This window comes from Streptomyces sp. NPDC048442, assembly GCF_040651475.1.
Classification (GTDB): Bacteria; Actinomycetota; Actinomycetes; order Streptomycetales; family Streptomycetaceae; genus Streptomyces.
In genome coordinates, this window is the sequence record NZ_JBEZKB010000014.1 from 77,345 (window position 1) to 95,723 (window position 18,379).

The 18,379-nt window shown below is 73.3% G+C and carries 10 protein-coding genes; 3 read left to right on the forward strand and 7 right to left on the reverse strand.

Annotated elements, in window-relative coordinates; translation table 11 throughout:
- The first annotated feature begins 233 nt into the window (after positions 1-233).
- Positions 234-749 (forward strand): RICIN domain-containing protein, encoded by a 516-nt coding sequence (locus AB0D18_RS21825; protein WP_362420894.1) that lies wholly within the window; start codon positions 234-236, stop codon positions 747-749.
- A 149-nt stretch (positions 750-898) separates the two neighbouring features.
- On the opposite strand, the gene AB0D18_RS21830 is transcribed toward AB0D18_RS21825, so the two are convergent.
- Entirely contained in the window at positions 899-1,309 is a 411-nt protein-coding gene (locus tag AB0D18_RS21830) for an aminoglycoside phosphotransferase family protein (RefSeq protein ID WP_362420897.1), read from the reverse strand.
- A gap of 54 nt (positions 1,310-1,363) precedes the next feature.
- Between AB0D18_RS21830 and AB0D18_RS21835 the strand changes: the two genes are divergently transcribed.
- Both AB0D18_RS21835 and AB0D18_RS21840 read left to right on the forward strand, forming a co-directional pair.
- Positions 1,364-1,795 carry a DUF6193 family natural product biosynthesis protein gene (locus tag AB0D18_RS21835; protein WP_362420900.1) on the forward strand — a complete coding sequence of 144 codons (432 nt, stop codon included), beginning with the start codon at positions 1,364-1,366 and terminating at the stop codon, positions 1,793-1,795.
- A 139-nt stretch (positions 1,796-1,934) separates the two neighbouring features.
- Positions 1,935-4,265 carry a collagenase gene (locus AB0D18_RS21840; protein ID WP_362420903.1) on the forward strand — a complete coding sequence of 777 codons (2,331 nt, stop codon included), beginning with the start codon at positions 1,935-1,937 and terminating at the stop codon, positions 4,263-4,265.
- Between the two features lie 90 nt (positions 4,266-4,355).
- Here AB0D18_RS21840 and AB0D18_RS21845 read toward each other — a convergent pair whose 3' ends face one another.
- The 6 genes from AB0D18_RS21845 to AB0D18_RS21870 all read right to left on the reverse strand — a co-directional run bounded on the left by AB0D18_RS21845 (position 4,356) and on the right by AB0D18_RS21870 (position 18,280).
- Positions 4,356-6,209 carry a hypothetical protein gene (locus tag AB0D18_RS21845; RefSeq protein ID WP_362420906.1) on the reverse strand — a complete coding sequence of 618 codons (1,854 nt, stop codon included), beginning with the start codon at positions 6,207-6,209 and terminating at the stop codon, positions 4,356-4,358.
- Positions 6,206-10,183 carry a DUF5682 family protein gene (locus AB0D18_RS21850; protein ID WP_362420908.1) on the reverse strand — a complete coding sequence of 1,326 codons (3,978 nt, stop codon included), beginning with the start codon at positions 10,181-10,183 and terminating at the stop codon, positions 6,206-6,208. Before AB0D18_RS21850 ends, AB0D18_RS21845 begins: the two co-directional genes overlap by 4 nt.
- A 3-nt stretch (positions 10,184-10,186) precedes the next feature.
- On the reverse strand, positions 10,187-11,425 hold the full coding sequence (locus tag AB0D18_RS21855; protein WP_362420911.1) for an AAA family ATPase: 1,239 nt from the start codon (positions 11,423-11,425) through the stop codon (positions 10,187-10,189).
- Positions 11,422-16,638, reverse strand: a complete 5,217-nt coding sequence (locus tag AB0D18_RS21860; protein WP_362420914.1) for a hypothetical protein — start codon at positions 16,636-16,638, stop codon at positions 11,422-11,424. Before AB0D18_RS21860 ends, AB0D18_RS21855 begins: the two co-directional genes overlap by 4 nt.
- Positions 16,635-17,495 carry a DUF4132 domain-containing protein gene (locus AB0D18_RS21865; protein ID WP_362420917.1) on the reverse strand — a complete coding sequence of 287 codons (861 nt, stop codon included), beginning with the start codon at positions 17,493-17,495 and terminating at the stop codon, positions 16,635-16,637. Before AB0D18_RS21865 ends, AB0D18_RS21860 begins: the two co-directional genes overlap by 4 nt.
- Before the next feature lie 308 nt (positions 17,496-17,803).
- On the reverse strand, positions 17,804-18,280 hold the full coding sequence (locus tag AB0D18_RS21870; protein ID WP_362420920.1) for a diadenosine tetraphosphate hydrolase: 477 nt from the start codon (positions 18,278-18,280) through the stop codon (positions 17,804-17,806).
- Positions 18,281-18,379 lie beyond the last annotated feature (99 nt).

The window sequence follows — 18,379 nt, forward strand, 5'->3', positions numbered from 1 at the left end:
TTTTGTGACGTCCCGGGCTCGGACGTATCGGGGGCGTATCGAGACGTATCGCGGGCGTATCGAGACGTATCGCGGGCGTATCGAAAAGCGCCTACACCGCCGCAACACTCCTCCGCCTTCAGTGGAGCCACGAACCACCGCACATCAGCGGCCGGTTCACCGGCTTGCAGCCGGGCTCGATCGATGAAGAGCCGCCGGAGTTCTCACGGTGGCATCACAAGAGGAGAAGAGACATGCTTTCGCCTTCCTTCCGCAGGGGATCCCTCGCGCTTCTGACCGCAGCCGGATTACTTTCCGGCGGCGCCACAGCCGTATCGGCGCAGCCGACGGCCGCGACAGCCGCGACGGCCGCACGTGCCGAAGCAGGTTCCGCTCCCGGCGTCCTCGGGGTGACCGACGCGGTCGAGACGTACGGGAACATGGCCACGGGTTCCTGCCTCGACGACAGCGAGTACGGCCTGCGCGGATACGCCTGCAACGGTGGCATCTTCCAGAAGTGGAGCGTGCACAACTGGGCGGACAACACCCGACAGCTCAAGAACGTCGCGACCCGCGAGTGCCTCTACGACGACGGTGCCACGCTCGACACGCGGCCGTGCAACTCGTCGCGCCAGCAGAGCTGGTTCGTGTACAGGAACGGTGACAGGCTGACCTTCAAGAGCCAGGCCACGGGCGAGTGCCTGGACGACAGCCAGTGGGGGCTGCGGACCCTCCCGTGCAGCGGTAACCGCAACCAGACCTGGCGCTGAGCCCAGGGCCCGCTCGGGCCGGTGAACGGCCGCCGCCCGCGGTACCCGGCTCGGAGGCCGGGGCCGGGGGCGGCGGATCCCACCCCACCCCGTGCAGTCGCCCGCGTTCCCGACGAAGGCAGAGTCTCCCTACGAAGGCAGAGTCTCCCTCACATACGAACGCTGTATTGAGGGCTGTCGGTGTGGTCACCGGGTCCGCAGGCTGCCGCCACGCGCGTGCAGCGGGTGTCGACGCCCTCCTGCCCGGCGCCGGCCAGTACGTAGTCCACGGCGTCGAAGCACGGATCACCGACACAGGCCTTCGGGCCGACGGCCATGAGACCGCGCTCCGCGCCGCCGTCGAGCACGTTGCCCAGGTGCAAGTCACCGTGGAGCAACACGGTGACCCCTTCCGTCTCCAGCAACCGCTCGCACCGCTGGACGGCCCTGCCCCACGCGGTGACGTTCAACCGCGTGCTGATGACAGCCTCGGACAGTCGCCTGCCGACCCCGGCGAAGGCCTCCTCGCACCGCCCACGCAGGTCGCGCGTCGCCGACGCAGGCGGAGCGACCCTGTGCAAGGCGGTGAGCAGATCTGACCACTGGCCCAGGAGCATGGTGGAGCGGCGTCGGAGATGCTGCCTACGGCCGAACCACCGAGCTGCAGACCGTCGTCAACATGGCACACACGTGGCAGGCAGGAACCTCGGTCGCCGAACTGCTCATCAGAGGGCCGTTCCTCCAGGTCGACGAGCTCACCCTGGCTCACGAATCCGCGCTTGCGAAGCCTCTTTCCTCTGATCAGCCACGGGAGTCTGCAGTTCGGCCGGTGCACTCACGCCCCGTGGTCCGACGACGTCCCCCACCTCCTTCCTCAGTTCGCAGGAGGCTGGAGTGCGCGGCTCGCCTTCCCGACGGCTGCGGTCCGGCAGTGGAAGGGCCCGCGGATCTGCTTCCCGGACAGAGGAACAGACCGCTCTGTTCAACTCCGCCAGCAGGAAGGTCAGTTGAGCGACCGCGTCCCTGACCGTCAGGGCCTGCTCACCCGCTCCCACGCCCACTCGTAGCCAGCCACAACAAGACGGTGGCCGACGAATCTGGCCGAAAGGCTTCCCGAACAATGCGACATGTGAAATTTTACACATCACGTGTTAGCTGCCCGTGCGTCCCCAGCACGTGGCCACAACGGCCCGGAGGCCCCCACAGATGCGTCCCTTCCACATATCGAAGATCCGCGCACGAAGACTTCCCGCGCTCGGCGCAGCCGTCTTCCTCACGCTCGGACTGTTCACTCCGCAGAGCCAGGCCGCCCCCGTCGGTGCCGCGGCCCCGGTCGGTGCGCACGCAAGTAAAACCGCGGCCTCGGCGCCGCGGTCGATCCCGGTCCCCAGGTCGCCCGATGCGCTGAGCACCCGCTCCCGCTTCCGGATCTCCTCGCAGGACAGTGTTGAGGAGTCCGCCCCGGCGCCCGCGCCCGCCGTCAAGCCCGTCAAGCCCGGCCGGCGGTCCTCGGCCACCGTGGACGCGTGCAGCGATCTCTCCGGCGTCATCAACGCCACGGGCAGCATGTTGGTCCAGCAGCTCAAGGCCCTCCCACACATCACCTGTACCTACCCGCTGTTCAACCTCACCGGGGAGAACGCCCGGAAGGCCTTCCGCGAGCCCCAGATGGTGACCGTCGCCCAGGCGCTGCGCGACGCTTCCACCACGTACTCGGGCAGCAACAACACCTCCATCGGGCAGCTGGTGATGTTCCTGCGCGCCGGCTACTACGTGCAGGAGAACAACTCGGCCGTCGTGGGCGACTACGGCACGGCGCTGAGCAGTGCGACGCTCGGTGCGCTGGACGCCTTCTTCGCCTCCCCGCGCAGCAAGGACGTCACCGACGCCAACGGCGAAATCCTGAACGAGGTCGTCACGCTCATCGACAGCTCCCACACGGCGGGCCGGTACGCCGGCGTCGTGAAGTGGATGCTCGGCAGCTACGACGGCACCTGGCCCGGTCAGATGAACCTCGCCATGCAGCACGTCGAGTGGGTCGTCGAGAACGGCTTCAAGGCCAAGAACGACGGCCGCGGCTGGCGGGCCGCCCTCAAGGCAGACCCCGCCGTCCTCAACACCTGGGCCGGTTTCATCACCCGCAACGGCGCGCAGCTGAACCGTCTGGACGTCGTGAGCAACGTCGGCCGCTTCCTCGGTTACGCCCTGGACGTCCCCGAGCTCAAGGACCGGGTCCGGCCGCTGCTGAGGGACCTGATCAACCGGTACCCGAACGTCGGCCCCACCGCGCCGATCACCATGAACCTGGGCTGGTACACACGCCAGTACGACAGGAACAACTGCGCGGCCTACGCCATCTGCGACCTGGGTGAGCGCGTGCTCCCGGCGATCCTGCCGACCCAGCACACCTGCACCCCGGGCCTGAAGATCCGCGCCCAGGACATGTCCCCCGGCCAGTTGGCCGGCACCTGCACCAGCCTGGTCAACCAGGACACCTACTTCCACCGGGTCATCGGCGACAAGGGTGCGATCCCCGGCGACGTGAACACCAACCTGGAGGTCGTCGTCTTCGACGACTACACCCAGTACTCGCTGTACGCCTGGGCCATCTACAACATCGACGTCGACAACGGCGGCATGTACGAGGAGGGCAACCCGGCCACCCCGGGCAACCAGGCACGCTTCATCGCCCACGAAGCCCAGTGGCTGCTCCCCCAATTCCAGATCTGGAACCTCAACCACGAGTACACCCACTACCTCGACGGCCGGTACAACATGGCCGGCGACTTCGACGCGGGCATGACCACGCCGACCATCTGGTGGGTCGAGGGCATCGCCGAGAACATCTCGTTCGGCTACCGGGGCGAGCGCAACGCCGACGCGATCGCCGAGGCCGCCAAGAAGACCTACAAGCTCAGCGACCTGTTCGACACCGTCTACGGTCAGGACGAGGACCCCGCGGTCAGCTCGAACCGGGTCTACCGCTGGGGCTTCCTCGCGGTCCGCTACATGCTTCAGGCGCACCCCGCCGACATCGAGACCGTACTCACCAAGTACCGCGCCGGTGACTGGAACGGCGCCCGCACCTTCCTGAAGCAGACCATCGGCACCCGCTACGACGCCGACTTCACGACCTGGCTGACGACCACCTGCGCGACCAACGGCTGCGGCCCGCTGCCGGAAGCCTCGGCCGGCACCCCGCTGTGCACCCTCAGCGACCCCCGGCAGTTCGACAAGAACTGCCGGCGCGACAACCTCGCCGCCGCCACCGGCGGCTACAGCTACCACTTCGTCAACCTGCCGGCCGGGGTCAAGCAACTGACCATCACCATCACCAGCAGCGGCGGCTCCGGCAACGCCGACCTGTACTACGGCGGCGGCAACTGGGCCACCACCAGCAGCTACCAGGCGAAGTCCACGAACGCGGGCAACAGCGAGACCCTGACCATCGACAACCCGCCCTCGGGCTGGGTCTACTTCAGCCTCGCCGCCGCGCAGAGCTTCAGCGGCGTGAGCGTCTCCACGCAGTCCAAGTAGACCGTTCCGCCGGGGGCCGGCCCCCGGTCCCCGGCGGACGAAGCAGGTCATCGGCTGACGGTTTGTGCCACGGCCGGGCCTGGCCCGGCCCTACTGCGTCGGTTCCCAGGTTGCCGCGCACAGGGACTCGGCCACGGCGGCCGTGTAACGGGCCGCGGTGAGCCAGGAGGTGGCGAAGCCTTCGGTGTCGGCAGGCAGGAGGCGGCCGAAGAGGTCGCGCTCGCGTTGGGCCGCCGAGGCGCACAGGGCGGTGAGGAGTCCGGCAGCCGTGGGAAGGCCCCCGCGGCGCATGCGGCGGCTCTCGGCGGTGATGTCGCCGAGCATGCCGAGGGCGGCGCGGCCCGCCAGGACCGTCTGTTCGACCCGGCGCTCCAGGAGGTACAGGGGTGAGTGCGCGCCCGACCCCCCGGGCTGTGGCGGGGCGGGGTGCACGGGAGCAGCCGGGTCCGGGAGATCGGCCCGGCGCAGGCGGTCGAAGCCCAGGTCGATCGTCCCCTCGCCGGTGGGGTGCGAGCAGGCGAGGAGGGCGAGCCGGGGGTGGAGGGCGGGCACCAGGCGGCCGATGATCCTCAGCCGGGTACCCGGCGCCGTGGCCAGCAGCATCAGGTTGTCGCGGTGGGCCAGCGCGGGGTCGTCGTCGGCGACGGTGAGCCGGATGCGCAAGCCTCCCTCGCACAGCGCGAGCAGGCAGGTGCCGCCCGACTCCCTTACGGCGCCGAGGAGTTCGACGTCCAGGAAGAGCAGATCGCTGTCGCCGCCGTCCGGCTGCGCGTAGCGCGAGGTGGATCGCAGGGCGCGGGCGGCCTGTTCGGACGGTGGCGTCTCCCACAGGGCGGTGAGCGGCAGCTCCGTCCACGCGGCGCCCCGCGCGGTAACGGCCTTGACGCCCTTCCCCGCACCCAGTCTGCCGTCCGGCGAGACCGTCGCCCCCGAGACCGCCAGGCCGGCCCGGCCCAGCTCTCGATGGGTGAGCGCACTGTCCCCCAGACGCACGGCCCGGTCGGCCACGCCCAGGGCGCGTCCGACGCCACCCGGTGCCACGTCGCCGACCGTGCAGAGGCGGCCGTCGGCTCCGGCGACCCAGGTGCGGACACCGCCGTGCCCCGAGTCGGTGACCACGGGTTCGGTGAACAGGCCGTACAGGCGCAGCGAGCCGTCCGGGCTGTACGGGCGGCGCGCACGGCCTCTGACGGCGGCCAGCTCCGCCCCGGACGCCGTCCTCACCCGGTGTGCGGTGCCCAGGAGTTCGGCCAGGGCCGTGACGAGGTCGGCGGTGCGGTAGGACGGGTCCCCTGCGCGGGTCGCGCGCAGCAGTGTGACGACGGACAGTGCGGCACCCGCGGCGCGCGGCAGGTGCCGGAGCCGGGCGGTGTGCGCGGCACGGAGGAGGGCCGACTGGGTGACGGCACCGGCCCCGTCGACGCCGGCCTCCAGCACGGCGGCGCCCGCCGACCACAGGGTGTCGGCGGCGGCACGCTCGGCGGGGCTCGCCACCTCGGGTGAGGCGTCGGAGGTGGGGGCGGAGTGGGGGGCGGGGGTGGAGTCGGGGGTGGGGGCGGGCTCCGTGGCGGAGGCCTGTTCGGGGGCCGTCCCGGTGGGCCGGACGGCGCGCTCCGGCTCCGGGTCGGGGTCGGGGTCGGGATCCGGCGCCGGGTCCGCCGTGGGGGCGGCACAGGCGGCGGCCGCGCGGTGGACGCATGCCGGAGCGAGGAGGCAGCCGCAGGTGATGGCGTCCGCCGTCGCCACCACGCCGCCCGGGGCGTGCAGGCGCAACTCGGTCTCGTCGTCGACCGCGATCGTCACCGTGTCCCCGGCGCGGTGCGTCGGGCGGGTGCCGAGCTTGGTGACCGCCGCGTCCAGCCGCTTGCGCAGCCGGGGCGAGAGGTTCTCCACCAGCGTGGCGGTGACCTCCGGCGCGACGGGTGGCAACTGGGCGGTGGTCATGCGGTCTTCTCCCCTATCCAGCGGGCCAGTTCGAGTGGACTGAGGGCCGCCACGGGCATTCCGGCGGCCACGAGCTGCCCGGCGACGCCCGTCGAGTAGCGGGGCCGGCCGGTGTCGTCGAGACTCGCGCACCCGAGGACGTGGCAGCCGGTGGTCACCAGGGCCCGCACCTCGGCCAGCAGTCCGCCGAGCGGCGCGCCCTCCTCGAAGTCGCTGATGACGACGACGAGGGTGCGGGTGGGCACCGTGATCAGGCTGCGGGCGTGCCGCAGCCCGGCGGCGATGTGCGTGCCCCCGCCCACGCTCACCTCCAGCAGGAGGGAGAGGGGATCGTGCACATGGCCGGTGAGGTCGACGACCTCCGTGGAGAACGCCAGGAAATGAGTGCTCAGGGTCGGTACCCCGGCGAGCACAGAGGCGGTCAGCGCGGACCAGATCGTGGACGCCTCCATGGATCCGGAAACATCGGTGCCCAGGATCAGGCGCCAGTCGGCCGACCGCCGGGCGCGACTGCGGAAGACCGGCTTCTCGGGGATCACCTGGACCTTTCCGTCGGCCGTCCGGCGGGCGGTGGCGAGGTTGGCGCGCAGCGTACGTGGCAGGTCCAGTCGGCCGCCGGGGCGGCGGGTGGGCCGGGCCGGCGTCGTGCCGGTGAGCGCAGGTCGCAGCCGCGTGGCGAGCTGCCGGGTCAGTTCGTCGACCAGGTGCCGCACCAGCGGCCGGAGCGCCGCGAGGCGGGCCTCGGGGAGGCCGCCGGCGTACCGCAGAACCGTCCGGAGGAGTTCCACGGAGGGGGTGGAGGCCGCCGGGTCGAGTGCGGCGAGGACGTCCTGGCGACCTGTCACAGCTGCGGCGGCGAGGACCTCCTCACGGATGCCGGGGCCGAACAGCGCGGCCAGTTCCTCGGACCACTCGCGGACGCCGGGGAACGACGGTTCCCTGCCGCCCCCGTGGCCGGGGCCGGGCAGGCCGCCGCGGGAACCCTCGCCGTGTCCCGCGCCGTAGAGCTCGTCCAGCGCGGTAGCCAGGCGGGCGGCGCCGGACGGCAGTTGGTCAGGGCGCCGGCCGAGCACGAGCCGCCACCGGTCGGCGGGCGCGAGGGTACGCGCGGGGGTCGCCCCGGTGGAGGGTGCGGCGGTGGGGCGCGTCGCGGTGGGGTGGTGGCCGGACGGCGGTGGGAACCGGTCGTCGTGCACGGGTGGCGGGACGGGCAGCACGGGTGGCGGGACGGGCAGCACGGATGGCGGGACGGGCAGGCCGAGGCCGGTCAGGAGCTCGCGGGCCGCGAGGTCGGCGGCCGTTCGGCGGGCCAGCTCCGCCGGGTCGTCCGCGTCGAGGGTGCCCACCCGCTCACCCAGCCGCTCCTCGACGGTGTCCAACAACCGGTCGCGGGCAGCCGTGCTCAGGGTGTCGAAACCACCGCGCAGGGCCGGCAGCCGGGCCAGGAACGCGGTGTCGTCCAGCTCGACTACCCGGTGCAGCAACGGGTCCAGGGCGCCGGCGCCGACTGTCAGGAGCGGGCCCGCCACCGTCAGGACACCGGTGAGGCGGGCGGCGAGCGCGGTCCGGGAGGTGCTGTCCACGGCTCCGTCCACCCAGGAGGCGACACGCACCCCGAAGGCCTCGGCCTCGTCGTGGCCCGTGAGGACCCTGACCGCTCCGGCGGCCGCGGCGATCAGCGGGGTGCCGTCGGCGGCCAGCCGGGCGAGAGCGTCGGTGAGCCGGATGCCGCCCACCCGGTCGGCCCGCTGGGCCAGTTCGAGCAGCGCCCTGGCGTCCTCGGCCTCCTCGGAGCCGGTCAGACCGTCGACCTGGCGTACCGCGGCCGAGGTCAGGAGTTCGGCCGCGTGCGCGGTGCGGGCGGCACGGGTGGCACGGGCGGGGGCCGCCGGGGCTGGGGAGGGGGGATTGTCGGGCGCGGCCAGGCCCGGCAGGTGGCCGGCGTCGATACGGTCCAACAGGTCGAGCCCGGCGAGGAGTTCGGGGAGGGTACCGCTTGCGGGCAGGACGGCCGCCAGTTCCGTCAACCGTTCGTCGGCCAGGCCGGGGAGCCCGCACTCGGCGGCTTCCGTGAGGCCGCCGACGACCTGGGCAGCCGTCGGTCCGCCCTCCGCCCGCTCGTCCGCGTGCCGCTGCCGAAGCACGCCCTCGGCCGCCTGGGCCGGGGTGACGCCGCGGGCCCCGGCCGCGGTGAGCATCGCTGCCGTCGCCGGGGTCCACCGCACCTGCCAGCGCGTCGTGAGTCCTTCCGTGCCCGCCGCGCCGGTCACCCCCTGCTCCTGCGCGTAGGGGATGCCGCACACCTTCAGCCTGCGCAGCAGCAGTTCGCGGCGCCGGTCCAGGGTGGAGCGCGCCGGGTCGAGCCGGAGGTCGCGCGGCGTCTTCTCGTACGCGTCCTGCGGACCGGGGAGGGAGAGCGCCACGGTCTCGGCCTCGACGGCGGGGCCCAGTCCGCTGCGCGGCGCGGCGGGCGCGGGCCGTCCGCCGCGGGCTCCGACGAGTACGCGTTCGAGGGCCCGCGCGACGGCGCGGCCCGTACCGTAGGTCTCGCCGCGTCCCAGTACCGTCTGCACGGCTTCCAGGAATTCACCGCGGCCGGGTGCGGGCAGGTCGCGCAGGCGGGCCAGGTCACCGGCCACCCGCACGACCTCTCGGCCGTCCGCCGGGCCGTAAGGGTGGCCCTGTTCCCGCAGTGCGGCGCAGACGCGGACCGCGGTGCGGATCAGCGCCTCGTGCAGCGCGGCCGGGTCCCCTGCGGCGTCCAGGACGGTGTGCTGCCACTCCGGGTCCCGGATGCCCGCCGGGTAGCCGGAGCGCGAGTCGAGCAGCGGGTACGTGTACGGAACCAGGGAGACGGTGCATGTCGCCGTCCCGGCAGCGCCGTTCACGTGGCCTTCCGCGTCCGGTACGGGCGTGGCGGCGGACGCGTCCGGTACCGGCGTGGTGGCCGTCGCGTCCGGTGCGTCTGGTACGTCCGGTACGGGGGCCCCGGCGGTTCCGGCGGCGGACGGCAGCAGCGCCGGGGTGTGGAAGGCTCCCACCACCACGGCGGGCCGCCTCCCGCTCGCCAGGGCCTCGGCGACATGTCCGCGCATACAGGCCTCGCGTGCCAGGTCCGTACCGTGCACCGCGCCCCGTGCCTCGGCCTCGTGACGCAGCGCCCAGCCGGTGAGCAGGGCGGCACGGCGGAGCGCCTCGGGAGACGAACCTGGCGCGGGGGCCTCCACCAGCCGGTCCCACAGGTCGTCGCCGTCCCGGCCGGTGAGCCGGGACCGGAGCGCGGCGGACAGCCCGTGCCCCTCCCCCGGCGCGGACGCGGAGTCGGCGCCCGGGGCGGGGGCGGGGGTGTCCGGGCCGGCCCCCGTCCACGCCCGGTCGGCCAGCGGCAGATCGCAGGCCACGGCCGGGACCCCGTTGCTCTCCGCCCAGCGCAGGGCGACCAGTTCGGGAGAGAAGTCCGCGAACGGGTAGAAGGCCGGCCCCCGTTCGCCTGCCGAGCCGGCCCCGGCGCCGTCGGCGGGCACGGCGGCCAGCGCCACCGGGGCCTCGGTTTCCTCGTGGGCGAGCCAGCCGAGCCAGGGCTGGAACTCGGCGGGCAGTTCGACGAGGAGGACGTCGGGGGCGGCCGCGTCCAGCAGTGCCGGGAGGGCGGCCGCCAGCGAGGGCGCGTGGTGGCGCACCCCGACCAGGAACGGCAGCCCGGGTCCGGTCGCCGCCAGGGCCGCCACCGCGGCTTCCGGGGTGACGGGCCTGTCCGCCGGGGCCCGCGCCGGGGAAGCGGCGGACACACCGGCGCTGGGCAACACCTCGGCCGTGGACGACACTTCGGCGGTGATCCGCGCCTCGGGGGTGGTCGACAGATCGGCGGTGATCCGCGTCTCGGGGGTGGTCGGCACCTCGGCGGGGGACAGTGTCTCGGCGGTGATCCGCGCCTCGGTGGGGGACAGTGCCTCGGGGGTGGTCGGCTTGCTCATCCGTCAGTTCTCCAGCACCGCGCGCAGGTCCCACAGGGCACGCCAGGTGGCCGATCCCTGCTCCGCGCGCCTGCGCACCGGCCCGTCCCAGTACCCCAGCAGCCGTGCCGCGTCGGCGGGGTCGTCCTTTCGTACGACACCGAGCAGATGGCCGGGCAGGAGGGAGAGCACGTCCCGGTCGCCGGGGAAGTAGGCGGCAGCCAGGCCCAGGGCGCCCGCCACGGAGACCGCCTCCGCCGTGCTCATCACCGTGGAGGGACGCTCGACCTCCCAGCCCTCTGCCGAGCGGCCGTCGCGCAGGTCCCGGAAGGCGGTGACCAGGGCTTCGAGGACCGCGTCGTCCACCTGGTAGGCGGCGCCCACGCGTTCGACGGCGGCCCGCGACTGGCGCCGGACGAGCGCGGTCTCGGCGTCCACGTCCCCGATGGGGCCCACGGTCTCGAAGTTGAAGCGCCGCTTCAGCGCGGCGGACATCTCCGAGACGCCCTTGTCCCGCAGGTTGGCGGTGGCGATGAGGGTGAACCCGGGGGCCGCGTGCACCTGGGCGCCCTCGCCGCCCGCGAGTTCGGGGACCGCGATCCGCCGCTCGGAGAGCAGCGACACGAGGGCGTCCTGGACCTCCGGCAGGCAGCGGGTGACCTCCTCGACGCGGGCGACGGCCCCCCGGGTCATGGCGGTGAGTACCGGGGAGGGCACCAGGGCCTGCTCGGTGGGGCCCTGGGCGAGGAGCAGCGCGTAGTTCCAGCCGTACTTGAGCTGGTCCTCGGTGGTGCCCGCGGTGCCCTGCACGGTGAGCGCGCTGGTACCGCAAACGGCCACCGACAGCAGCTCGGAGAGCATGGATTTGGCGGTGCCCGGTTCGCCCACGAGGAGGAGTCCGCGCTCTCCGGCGAGGGTGACCACACACCGTTCGACCAGGGCGCGTTCGCCGACGAACTTCTGCTCGATCACCAGGCGGCGGGGCACCCCGGCTCCGGGCCTGGCGCCCTTCGGCAGGCTCAGTGCCTCGCCCGCACTGCCCATCACGAAGGTGACGACGGCACGCGGGGTGAGCAGCCAGCCGGGCGGGCGGGGCCCGGAGTCGTGGGCGGCGAGGAAGGTCAGCTCGGTGGCGTACCGGTCCTCGGGCGGCGTGACCTGGCGGGGCGCCTGCCCAGGCGCCGTCGCCTGGCCGGGGACACCGCCCGTAGTGGTGCTGTCCTTGGTGGTGCTGTCCATGGTGGTCGTGGTGTCGTTCGTCATCGGCGGCGGCCCTTCCGGGGTGTGCGGGTGTCCAGCTCTTCGAAGGCGGGGGCATCGCCGCCGCGGACCCGTGCCCAGGCGGCTGCGAACAGCGCGGGCACGGGGAGGTGGGGCAGGGTCCGGCCGGGCCCCGCCTCGGGGTAGAAGCGTTCCTTCCAGGTCTCCAGGGGCAGTGCGGGGGCGCCGCGTTCGAGCCAGCCGCAGGGCAGGAACAGGGTGCGGCCCGCGCGGGAGCGCTTCGCCTCCATGACGAGGTCGGTGGCGGCGAGTTCCGCCCGGGCCTTCTTGACCCGGGCCGGCTTCCACTCGGTCCAGCGGACGCAGTTGCGGTCCGTCGGGTCGGGCAGGGCGAGCAGCATCAGATAGAGGGCGGCGGCGTCCGCGCTCAGGCCGAGAGCGTCGGCGGCCTCGGCCATCAGATCCGGTACCGCACGCGTCGGGTCCTGGGCCGGGTACTGCGGTGAGCCGTCGGGGGCGCCCGCCGCGGCCAACGCGGTGGTCTCCTCGCCCAGCAGTGCGCGCAGGGCGAGCAGGTCGCCGGTGCTGTGAGGGCCGACGGTGCCCTCGACGAGGCCGAACGCCGGGTCGTCGGGACCCGCCAGGCCCGCCGGGCGGATCAGCAGCTTCTCGTTGCTGCCGTGGCCGGGGGCGAGGAGCAGCGCCGTGCCGGCCCTGACCAGGCCGTCGGCGTCTGCGCCGCCGGACTCGGGGAGCCCGTGGGCGGCGCGGATCGCGGGGCCGATCGAGTTCCCCGACTCGGTCCAGTTCAGACCGAGGTCCAGCACCAGTTCCGGGTCGGCGAGGCGACCGCGCAGGGCCGCGAGTCCGACGGGCAGGTGTGCGCGCAGGGGGTGCCCGTACGGCAGCGTGTAGGCGAGGGTGCGCAGGGCGGTCAGGGCCGAGGAGAGCGCACCGCGTGCTCCCACCCGGCGCGGGCTCGGGCGACCGGTGCCGTCCGGGACGTCGGTGCCGTGGGCGAGCCAGGTCCGGGAGCCCGTGTTGAGGATCAGGTCGACGGCGTCCGGGGTGGTGCCCGACAGGTCGAGGTCCAGTTCCTCGGGGACGCGGACGAGGGAGGCCAGGCGCTCCTGCCAGACCTCGGCGGCGGCCCGGACGTCGGGGCCCGTGGACCACCACTCGGCCGGGTCCGCGGGCAGCAGTGCCTGGAGCAGGGCGTGCCGGTCGTCGCGGGGCAGTGCGTCCAGCCTGGCCTGGGCCGTTTCAAAGGCGCGTGTCTTCGCCCCGAGCAGGGCGAGCGCCTCGGCGCCGGGCTCCGTGACGGCTGCCGACAGGAGGGCGGTGGACTGGAGGGGTCCGATTCCGGTGGCCGTGTGGAAGGCCTCGGCGGCCTCCGGACGCCAGGGTGCCGGGCCCTGTTCCCGTACCAGAGCGGTGAGCCGGGTGAGCCGGTCGCGGGCGATGCCCTGCCCGTGGACGCGCTCGCGGTCCAGGGTGAAGCCGGGAACGGGTCCGAAGGCGCCGGTCGGATCGTGGTCCAGGGCAAGCCAGCGTGCCGCGTCGTGGCGGTCGTTGCGGCCGCGGTCGGCGATGACCACGACGGTACGGGCGCCTCTGCGCAGCACCTGGCCGAGGCGGTGCACGGCCTCGTGGCGTCCCGTACCGGGTGTCCCTGCGCCGAACGGCTCGACGAGTACCACCTGCCGGACGGTGCCCGCCGGGTCGGCCAGCGGGCCTGCGGCGAGGGTTTCCAGCAGTACGAGGAGGCCGGCGCGGTGCTCGGGCGAGGTGGTCGCCGAGGCGGCCCGGTAGGCCAGTTCGGGCAGCTTGTCGAGGAGGGAGGTCCAGGCCGGGGCGTTGCCGGGCACGGTGTACTCGTCCCGCTGCCAGCCGTCCGCGGAGGTGAACGGGACCTTCGACGGCGTGGGTGGGCCGAACGCGGGCTCGCCGCCGAGGACATGGTTGACGGCGAGGATCTGCCGGATCGCGGTCCACCGGCTCCCGGCTCCCCACCAGCCGCCGTGCATCTGCTCGGAGCCCCATGCGGAGGCGTTCCGCAGGGTCGTGTCGTCGGCGTGCTCGGGCTCGTGGTCGAAGAACATGCCCTGGGTGCGAGCGGCGTTGCGGGGGGTGGCCGGCTGCACGGGCCGGGGCGGTTCCAGGTACTGGGCGACTGCGGCAGCGCGGTCCACCGCGTTGCGGACGAGTGCGGTGACGCCCGCGAGGAGGCGTGCGTCGGACACTTCGGGCAGCACCCGGGCGACGGCCTCCTGGCTCAGCTCCCGCGACGAGGGTCCGGTGTACTCCTTGACTGCCCTGAACGCTTCCAGGTGCCGGGCGACCGCGGCGGCGACCTCCTTGAGCAGCTCCCCCGCCCGGGAGTTCGTCAGGTTCCGCAGTGCGGTGGAGCCCTGCTCGTCCCTCGGGCGCAGGGCGTGCCAGTAGGAGACGGGGGGCACGTAGGGGGTGCCCGCCGCGTCGTTCCCCCCGGATGAGCCGGGGGTGACGGACCACAGGCTGCCACCGGTGCCGTCCGTGTCCGCCGGGTGCGCTTCGACGGATCGGTGGCGGAGGGCCGCGACCGGCCGTGATCCGCCGGGCAGGGTGAGGGCGCCGAGCGGCACCGGGGAGCCGCCGTCGGGCAGCAGGTGCGGCAGAGTGACCGTGTGGCCGTCGGGGGTGCCGGCGACGATCCGGTGCCCGCCGGCGGGGGTGCCCGTGCCGGGCTCGGTGACCGTGTGGCGGACCCAGCGGCCGAGGACCGTGCCGTCCGTGCCGAACGGGGTGGTCTCCAGACCGGGCTGGAGGGGCAGCACCTGGCAGTGCTCGGTGAGCAGCCGGGTGCCGTCCCGTACCCCGGAGCGGAGGAAGGCGGGGAGGGACGCGCGGCCGTGCGTGCCACCGGCCGGGTCGTACTCCAGCCACACCCGCTGTGTGCCCTGGCGGCCTTCGCGCCAGAATCCGGTGCCGTCGGAGATGACGGCGCGCTGTGGCGGGAGGGAGGTGTCGCCCGCGTGCAGGGCCTTGCCGCCGGTGGCACGGCCGCCGCCGGGCAGCGGCAGGCAGACCTCGTCCGAGGGTCCTGAGCCGCCCCAGCGGGGGATCTGCTCACCGCCGACGTTGAATACCTCGGCGGGGCGGTGCGACCAGTAGCCGCGCTGCTTGCCGTCCTCCCACCAGATGACCAGCAACTCCCCGTCGACGTAACGGAGGGCGAGCGTCCGCCAGTGGTCGACGGTGGCGGGCAGCCGCAGGGTGTGCCGCAGCAGAACGCCTTCCGGGCCGATGACGACGGCTCGTTCGAGGGTGTTCAGGATCAGCGCGGGCCAGGCGCCGGTGACACCGACGCTCTCCGACCGGTGGTGCCGCTGACGCGCGGCAGCGGCCCCGGCGGCCTCGGCGGCCAGTTCGGCGTAGGTCTCGTCGAGCGCGGGCCAGCCCAGTTCGTCGAGGACGCCGATGCGCAGGGTGGCGGCGAGCAGCGGAACGACATCGTGGCCCTTGAGGAGTCGCACGGCCTTTGGGGCGACGTCCGAGACCACTGCGCGGAACGCCGAGAGCCTCTGGAAAGCGGTGTGCAGCCCGGGGAGCCCGCGCGCGGCCGTGTACTCCTCGGCGCGAGCGGTGAGCCACTCCTGCAGGATGACGGAGAGCACCGGGTGCGCCGCCAGCTTCGCCAGGCCGGCGTCGTCCAGCCGCTTGCCGCGTCCGGCGCCGAGGTCGCCGACGTTCCGGCTCAGAAGGGCGCGGAAGAACGGCTGTTCGGCGACGGCGGTGAGATCCCGTGCGCCGGGCACGGTGTCGGTGAGCCACGGGCCGACCGGGACACCGGGGGATTGCGCGGTGCCCGTGTGGTGGTCGGCCGGCTCGGCGACGGGGACGCCGGAGGCCAGGCAGAGGTCGAGAAGGTCCAGGTCGGCGGTGCGCTGCCAGCGGCCCTGGAACAGCTCGACGGGGCGCCCGTCGACGCGCAGCCGGTCGGCCATCCGGGCGGCCAGGTCGAGGGTCTGCGGGCTGCGTCCCGAGGTGGCCCGGTGCTGCCGGCGGTGTGCCTCCCAGCGGGCGAGCCAGTCCGCCGGGGAGACCGACGGGGCGGCGGGGTCGGCGGAGTCGGCGGGAGTGCGGTCGGAGGGGTCCGGGAGGGCGGTCAGCAGGTCCTCGGCGCCGGACTCGGCCAGCAGGGCGAGCCAGCCCGCTTCGCCGTCCGTGTCCCGGTCGTTCTCACTGAAGGTGTCCGGGAAGAAGCCGAGGAGCCGGGCCCGTACGGCCGCGTCCCGTCGGGCGAGGGTGATGAGCGCGGAGCGGTAGGCCGCCCAGAAAGAGGCGGGGGCGCGGACGACTCCCGGGGAGCCGATCAGATCGGCCACCAGCTCGCATTCCGCGGCCTCGCGGTCCAGCCCGGCGGTCTTGACCAGCGTGCGCACGTCCTGCGGCAGCGCCGCGTACGGCGGCATGCCGGCCGCGCAGCGCTCGACCAGCAGACGGCGGAACTGTGCCCAGGCGTCCGCCGGTGCGAGTCGGGCCGCCAAGTCGCGCACATACTGCCGCAGCGCCTTGACGGTCAGCGCGCCGGCGAAGGCGAACTCCAGGAAGACGGCCCGCTGCCGGTCCTCGTCCACGACCAGCCCGTGCACCCGCTCGGCCTCGCGGGCCTTGCCGAAGAAGGAGGCGGCGTAGGTGGTGTTCTCGGCCTGGAGGAAGAGGCGTGCCACCTGCTCGTAGTAGGTGGGGAGGAAGTGGGGCACGGACCGGCCGAGCCGGGTGCCGAGTGCGTCGAAGCCGTCCTTGGCCGCTCCGGCGCGGGTCCTGGCCTGTCGGCCCAGCCGCTCGATGTCTTTGACCAGGGCCAGGGCGTGATGCCCGTTGGCCGGGTCGTTGACCAGCGCCCAGGCCGGGAAGCCCAGTGTCTCCCGGCGCACTTGGCCCACGACGGGGGCCTCGGCGGTCCTGGCCAGCCCGAGGAACTCCAGGGCCAGGTCCTCGGCTTCACCGAGAGTGCCGGGCACGAGCCGGACCACGGGGCGGTCGCCGAGGGCAGTGTGCGTGTAGGCGCGGGCGGTCAGCGCGTCGGCGTCGTCCCGGTCGGTGGTGCCGGCCGGGAGAATCGCGCCCGCGTCCAGCAGGGCTGCCGCGCGAGCCTCGGCGGCGGGGGTGGGCGTGCTCCCGTCCCGGGCCTGGGCAGGGAGGACCGCCACGGCCGTCGTGTTGGTGTTGGTGTTCGTGTTGGTGTTGGTGTTGGTCGTCGTGGTGCTCATGCCGCCCGCTCCTCGTCCTCTACATCGCGGCCGGCGTAGAGCGCCGCCGCCATGCGCATGCCCTCGGACCACGCGACAGGGCCGACCTCGGCCGCCGTCAGCGCGCGCCCCGCAGGGTCGGCCCAGGTCAGCGGGCCCGTCTCGGTGTCGTACTCGCCGTATCCGTCGTTCTCGCCGATCCAGATGCGGGCTTCGACGGTGACGCCGTCCTCGACGACCGGGCAGACCGCGTATCCGCCGCGCGACCGGTACCCGAGCTGGGTGACGCGGCCGTGCAGGAAGCGCAGTTCCTTGAACACGCCGCCGGCGTAGGTGTCCACGGAGGTGGTGTCCTGGGCGAGGCCTGGCGGGCGGCGCCACACCTCGCGGAACAGCTGCTCCACGCTCTGCTGCACCCCCAGTTCGACCGCGAACTCCCGCAGGTCGTCGAGGTCGTCGAGAAGTACGGGGTGGGGCACGCTGACGACATCCGGGGTGATGCGGATCGTGTCGCCTTCCAGGTCGACGAGACCGAGGCCGCGGTCGGGGTCGACGTCGCGAAGGAACCCGGCGACCCCGCCGTCCGCGCCGGTGACCACCACGTCCCGCAGGGCCGCCTGCCACGCCGGGTCCGGCCAGACCCGGGCGAGTACGGCCGTGGGGACGGGCAGCGAACGCACCATCCACTGCTCAACTTCGGTCAGGCAGTTGCGGTCGTGCCGCTCCAGCCACTCGGTCAACTGCCGGAGCCCGACGACCGCCGGGTCGTCCTTCAAGCTGGCCGGGACGGACTTCAGCCGCCGGCCCTTCCCGTTGCGGCAGACCACCTTGCCTGCCTCCAGGGCGACTTCGTAGTCGCCCGCCGGAACCCACCCCATGCGCTGTTCTCCCCGTTGTTCCGGACGGCCGCCGAACCGGCGGCACGCTGATGAAACCCGTCAGCAGCAACGCACCGTGACGAGTGGGAGAAACACTAGGCGGCCCCACTGACAATGAGTTCGAGCGCCCTCCGCTTCGCCGTACGGGGCGTCAGGCGCGGCCGGCCGGCTCACCCTCGGTGCCGGGAGCTTCGCTTATGCGGAAAGGGGCGGTGTACGCGTGGGCCGCCGGGCAAGCAGCAACTGCCCAGCCCCTGCCCCTGTTCTGCCCCTGTTCGCTGGGACGAACTCGCCTCCTGAGCCCCGGCTCAGGAGGAGGTCAGCAGATCCAGTTCCTCACCGATCGTCTTCCGCAACGCATCGTGCCGAGCAGACAAGGCATGACGCTCGTCCTGCCAGTGCTCGCGGGAATAGAGCCAGACCGGCATGTGGACCAGCTCCACCGGCTCCCACTCGAACCGTGGCCATACATGCACGTGCAGGAATCCGTCGGTGTTGCCGAGGATCTCCAAGTTCACTCTGCGGAAGGCCGGGTCGAGCCGCCGACAGGCACGCTCGACCGCCTCACCGAGCGCGTCCATGTCCGACAAGAAGGACAGCCTCTTCGCCTTCGGCAGGTCGGAGAGCCGCTGCACCTGCGGATCGTCCGCGAGCAGCACCGAGTAGCCCGGCAGGAACTGAACATCGCCGATGGCCGCGAACCCTGCCCTCAACCGGCGCAGCACCGTGGGGTTCTCACCGCGAAGGGCACTTCCGATCCGGTCCGACCGCCAGTCATCCGTCATGGCAGAACCCTATACCGGAGCCTCCGGCCATGAGGACGCCGGACGTGGCGCCGGGAAGATCAACACGCTGGTAGGCACGCGAACACCAGCAAGGTCAAA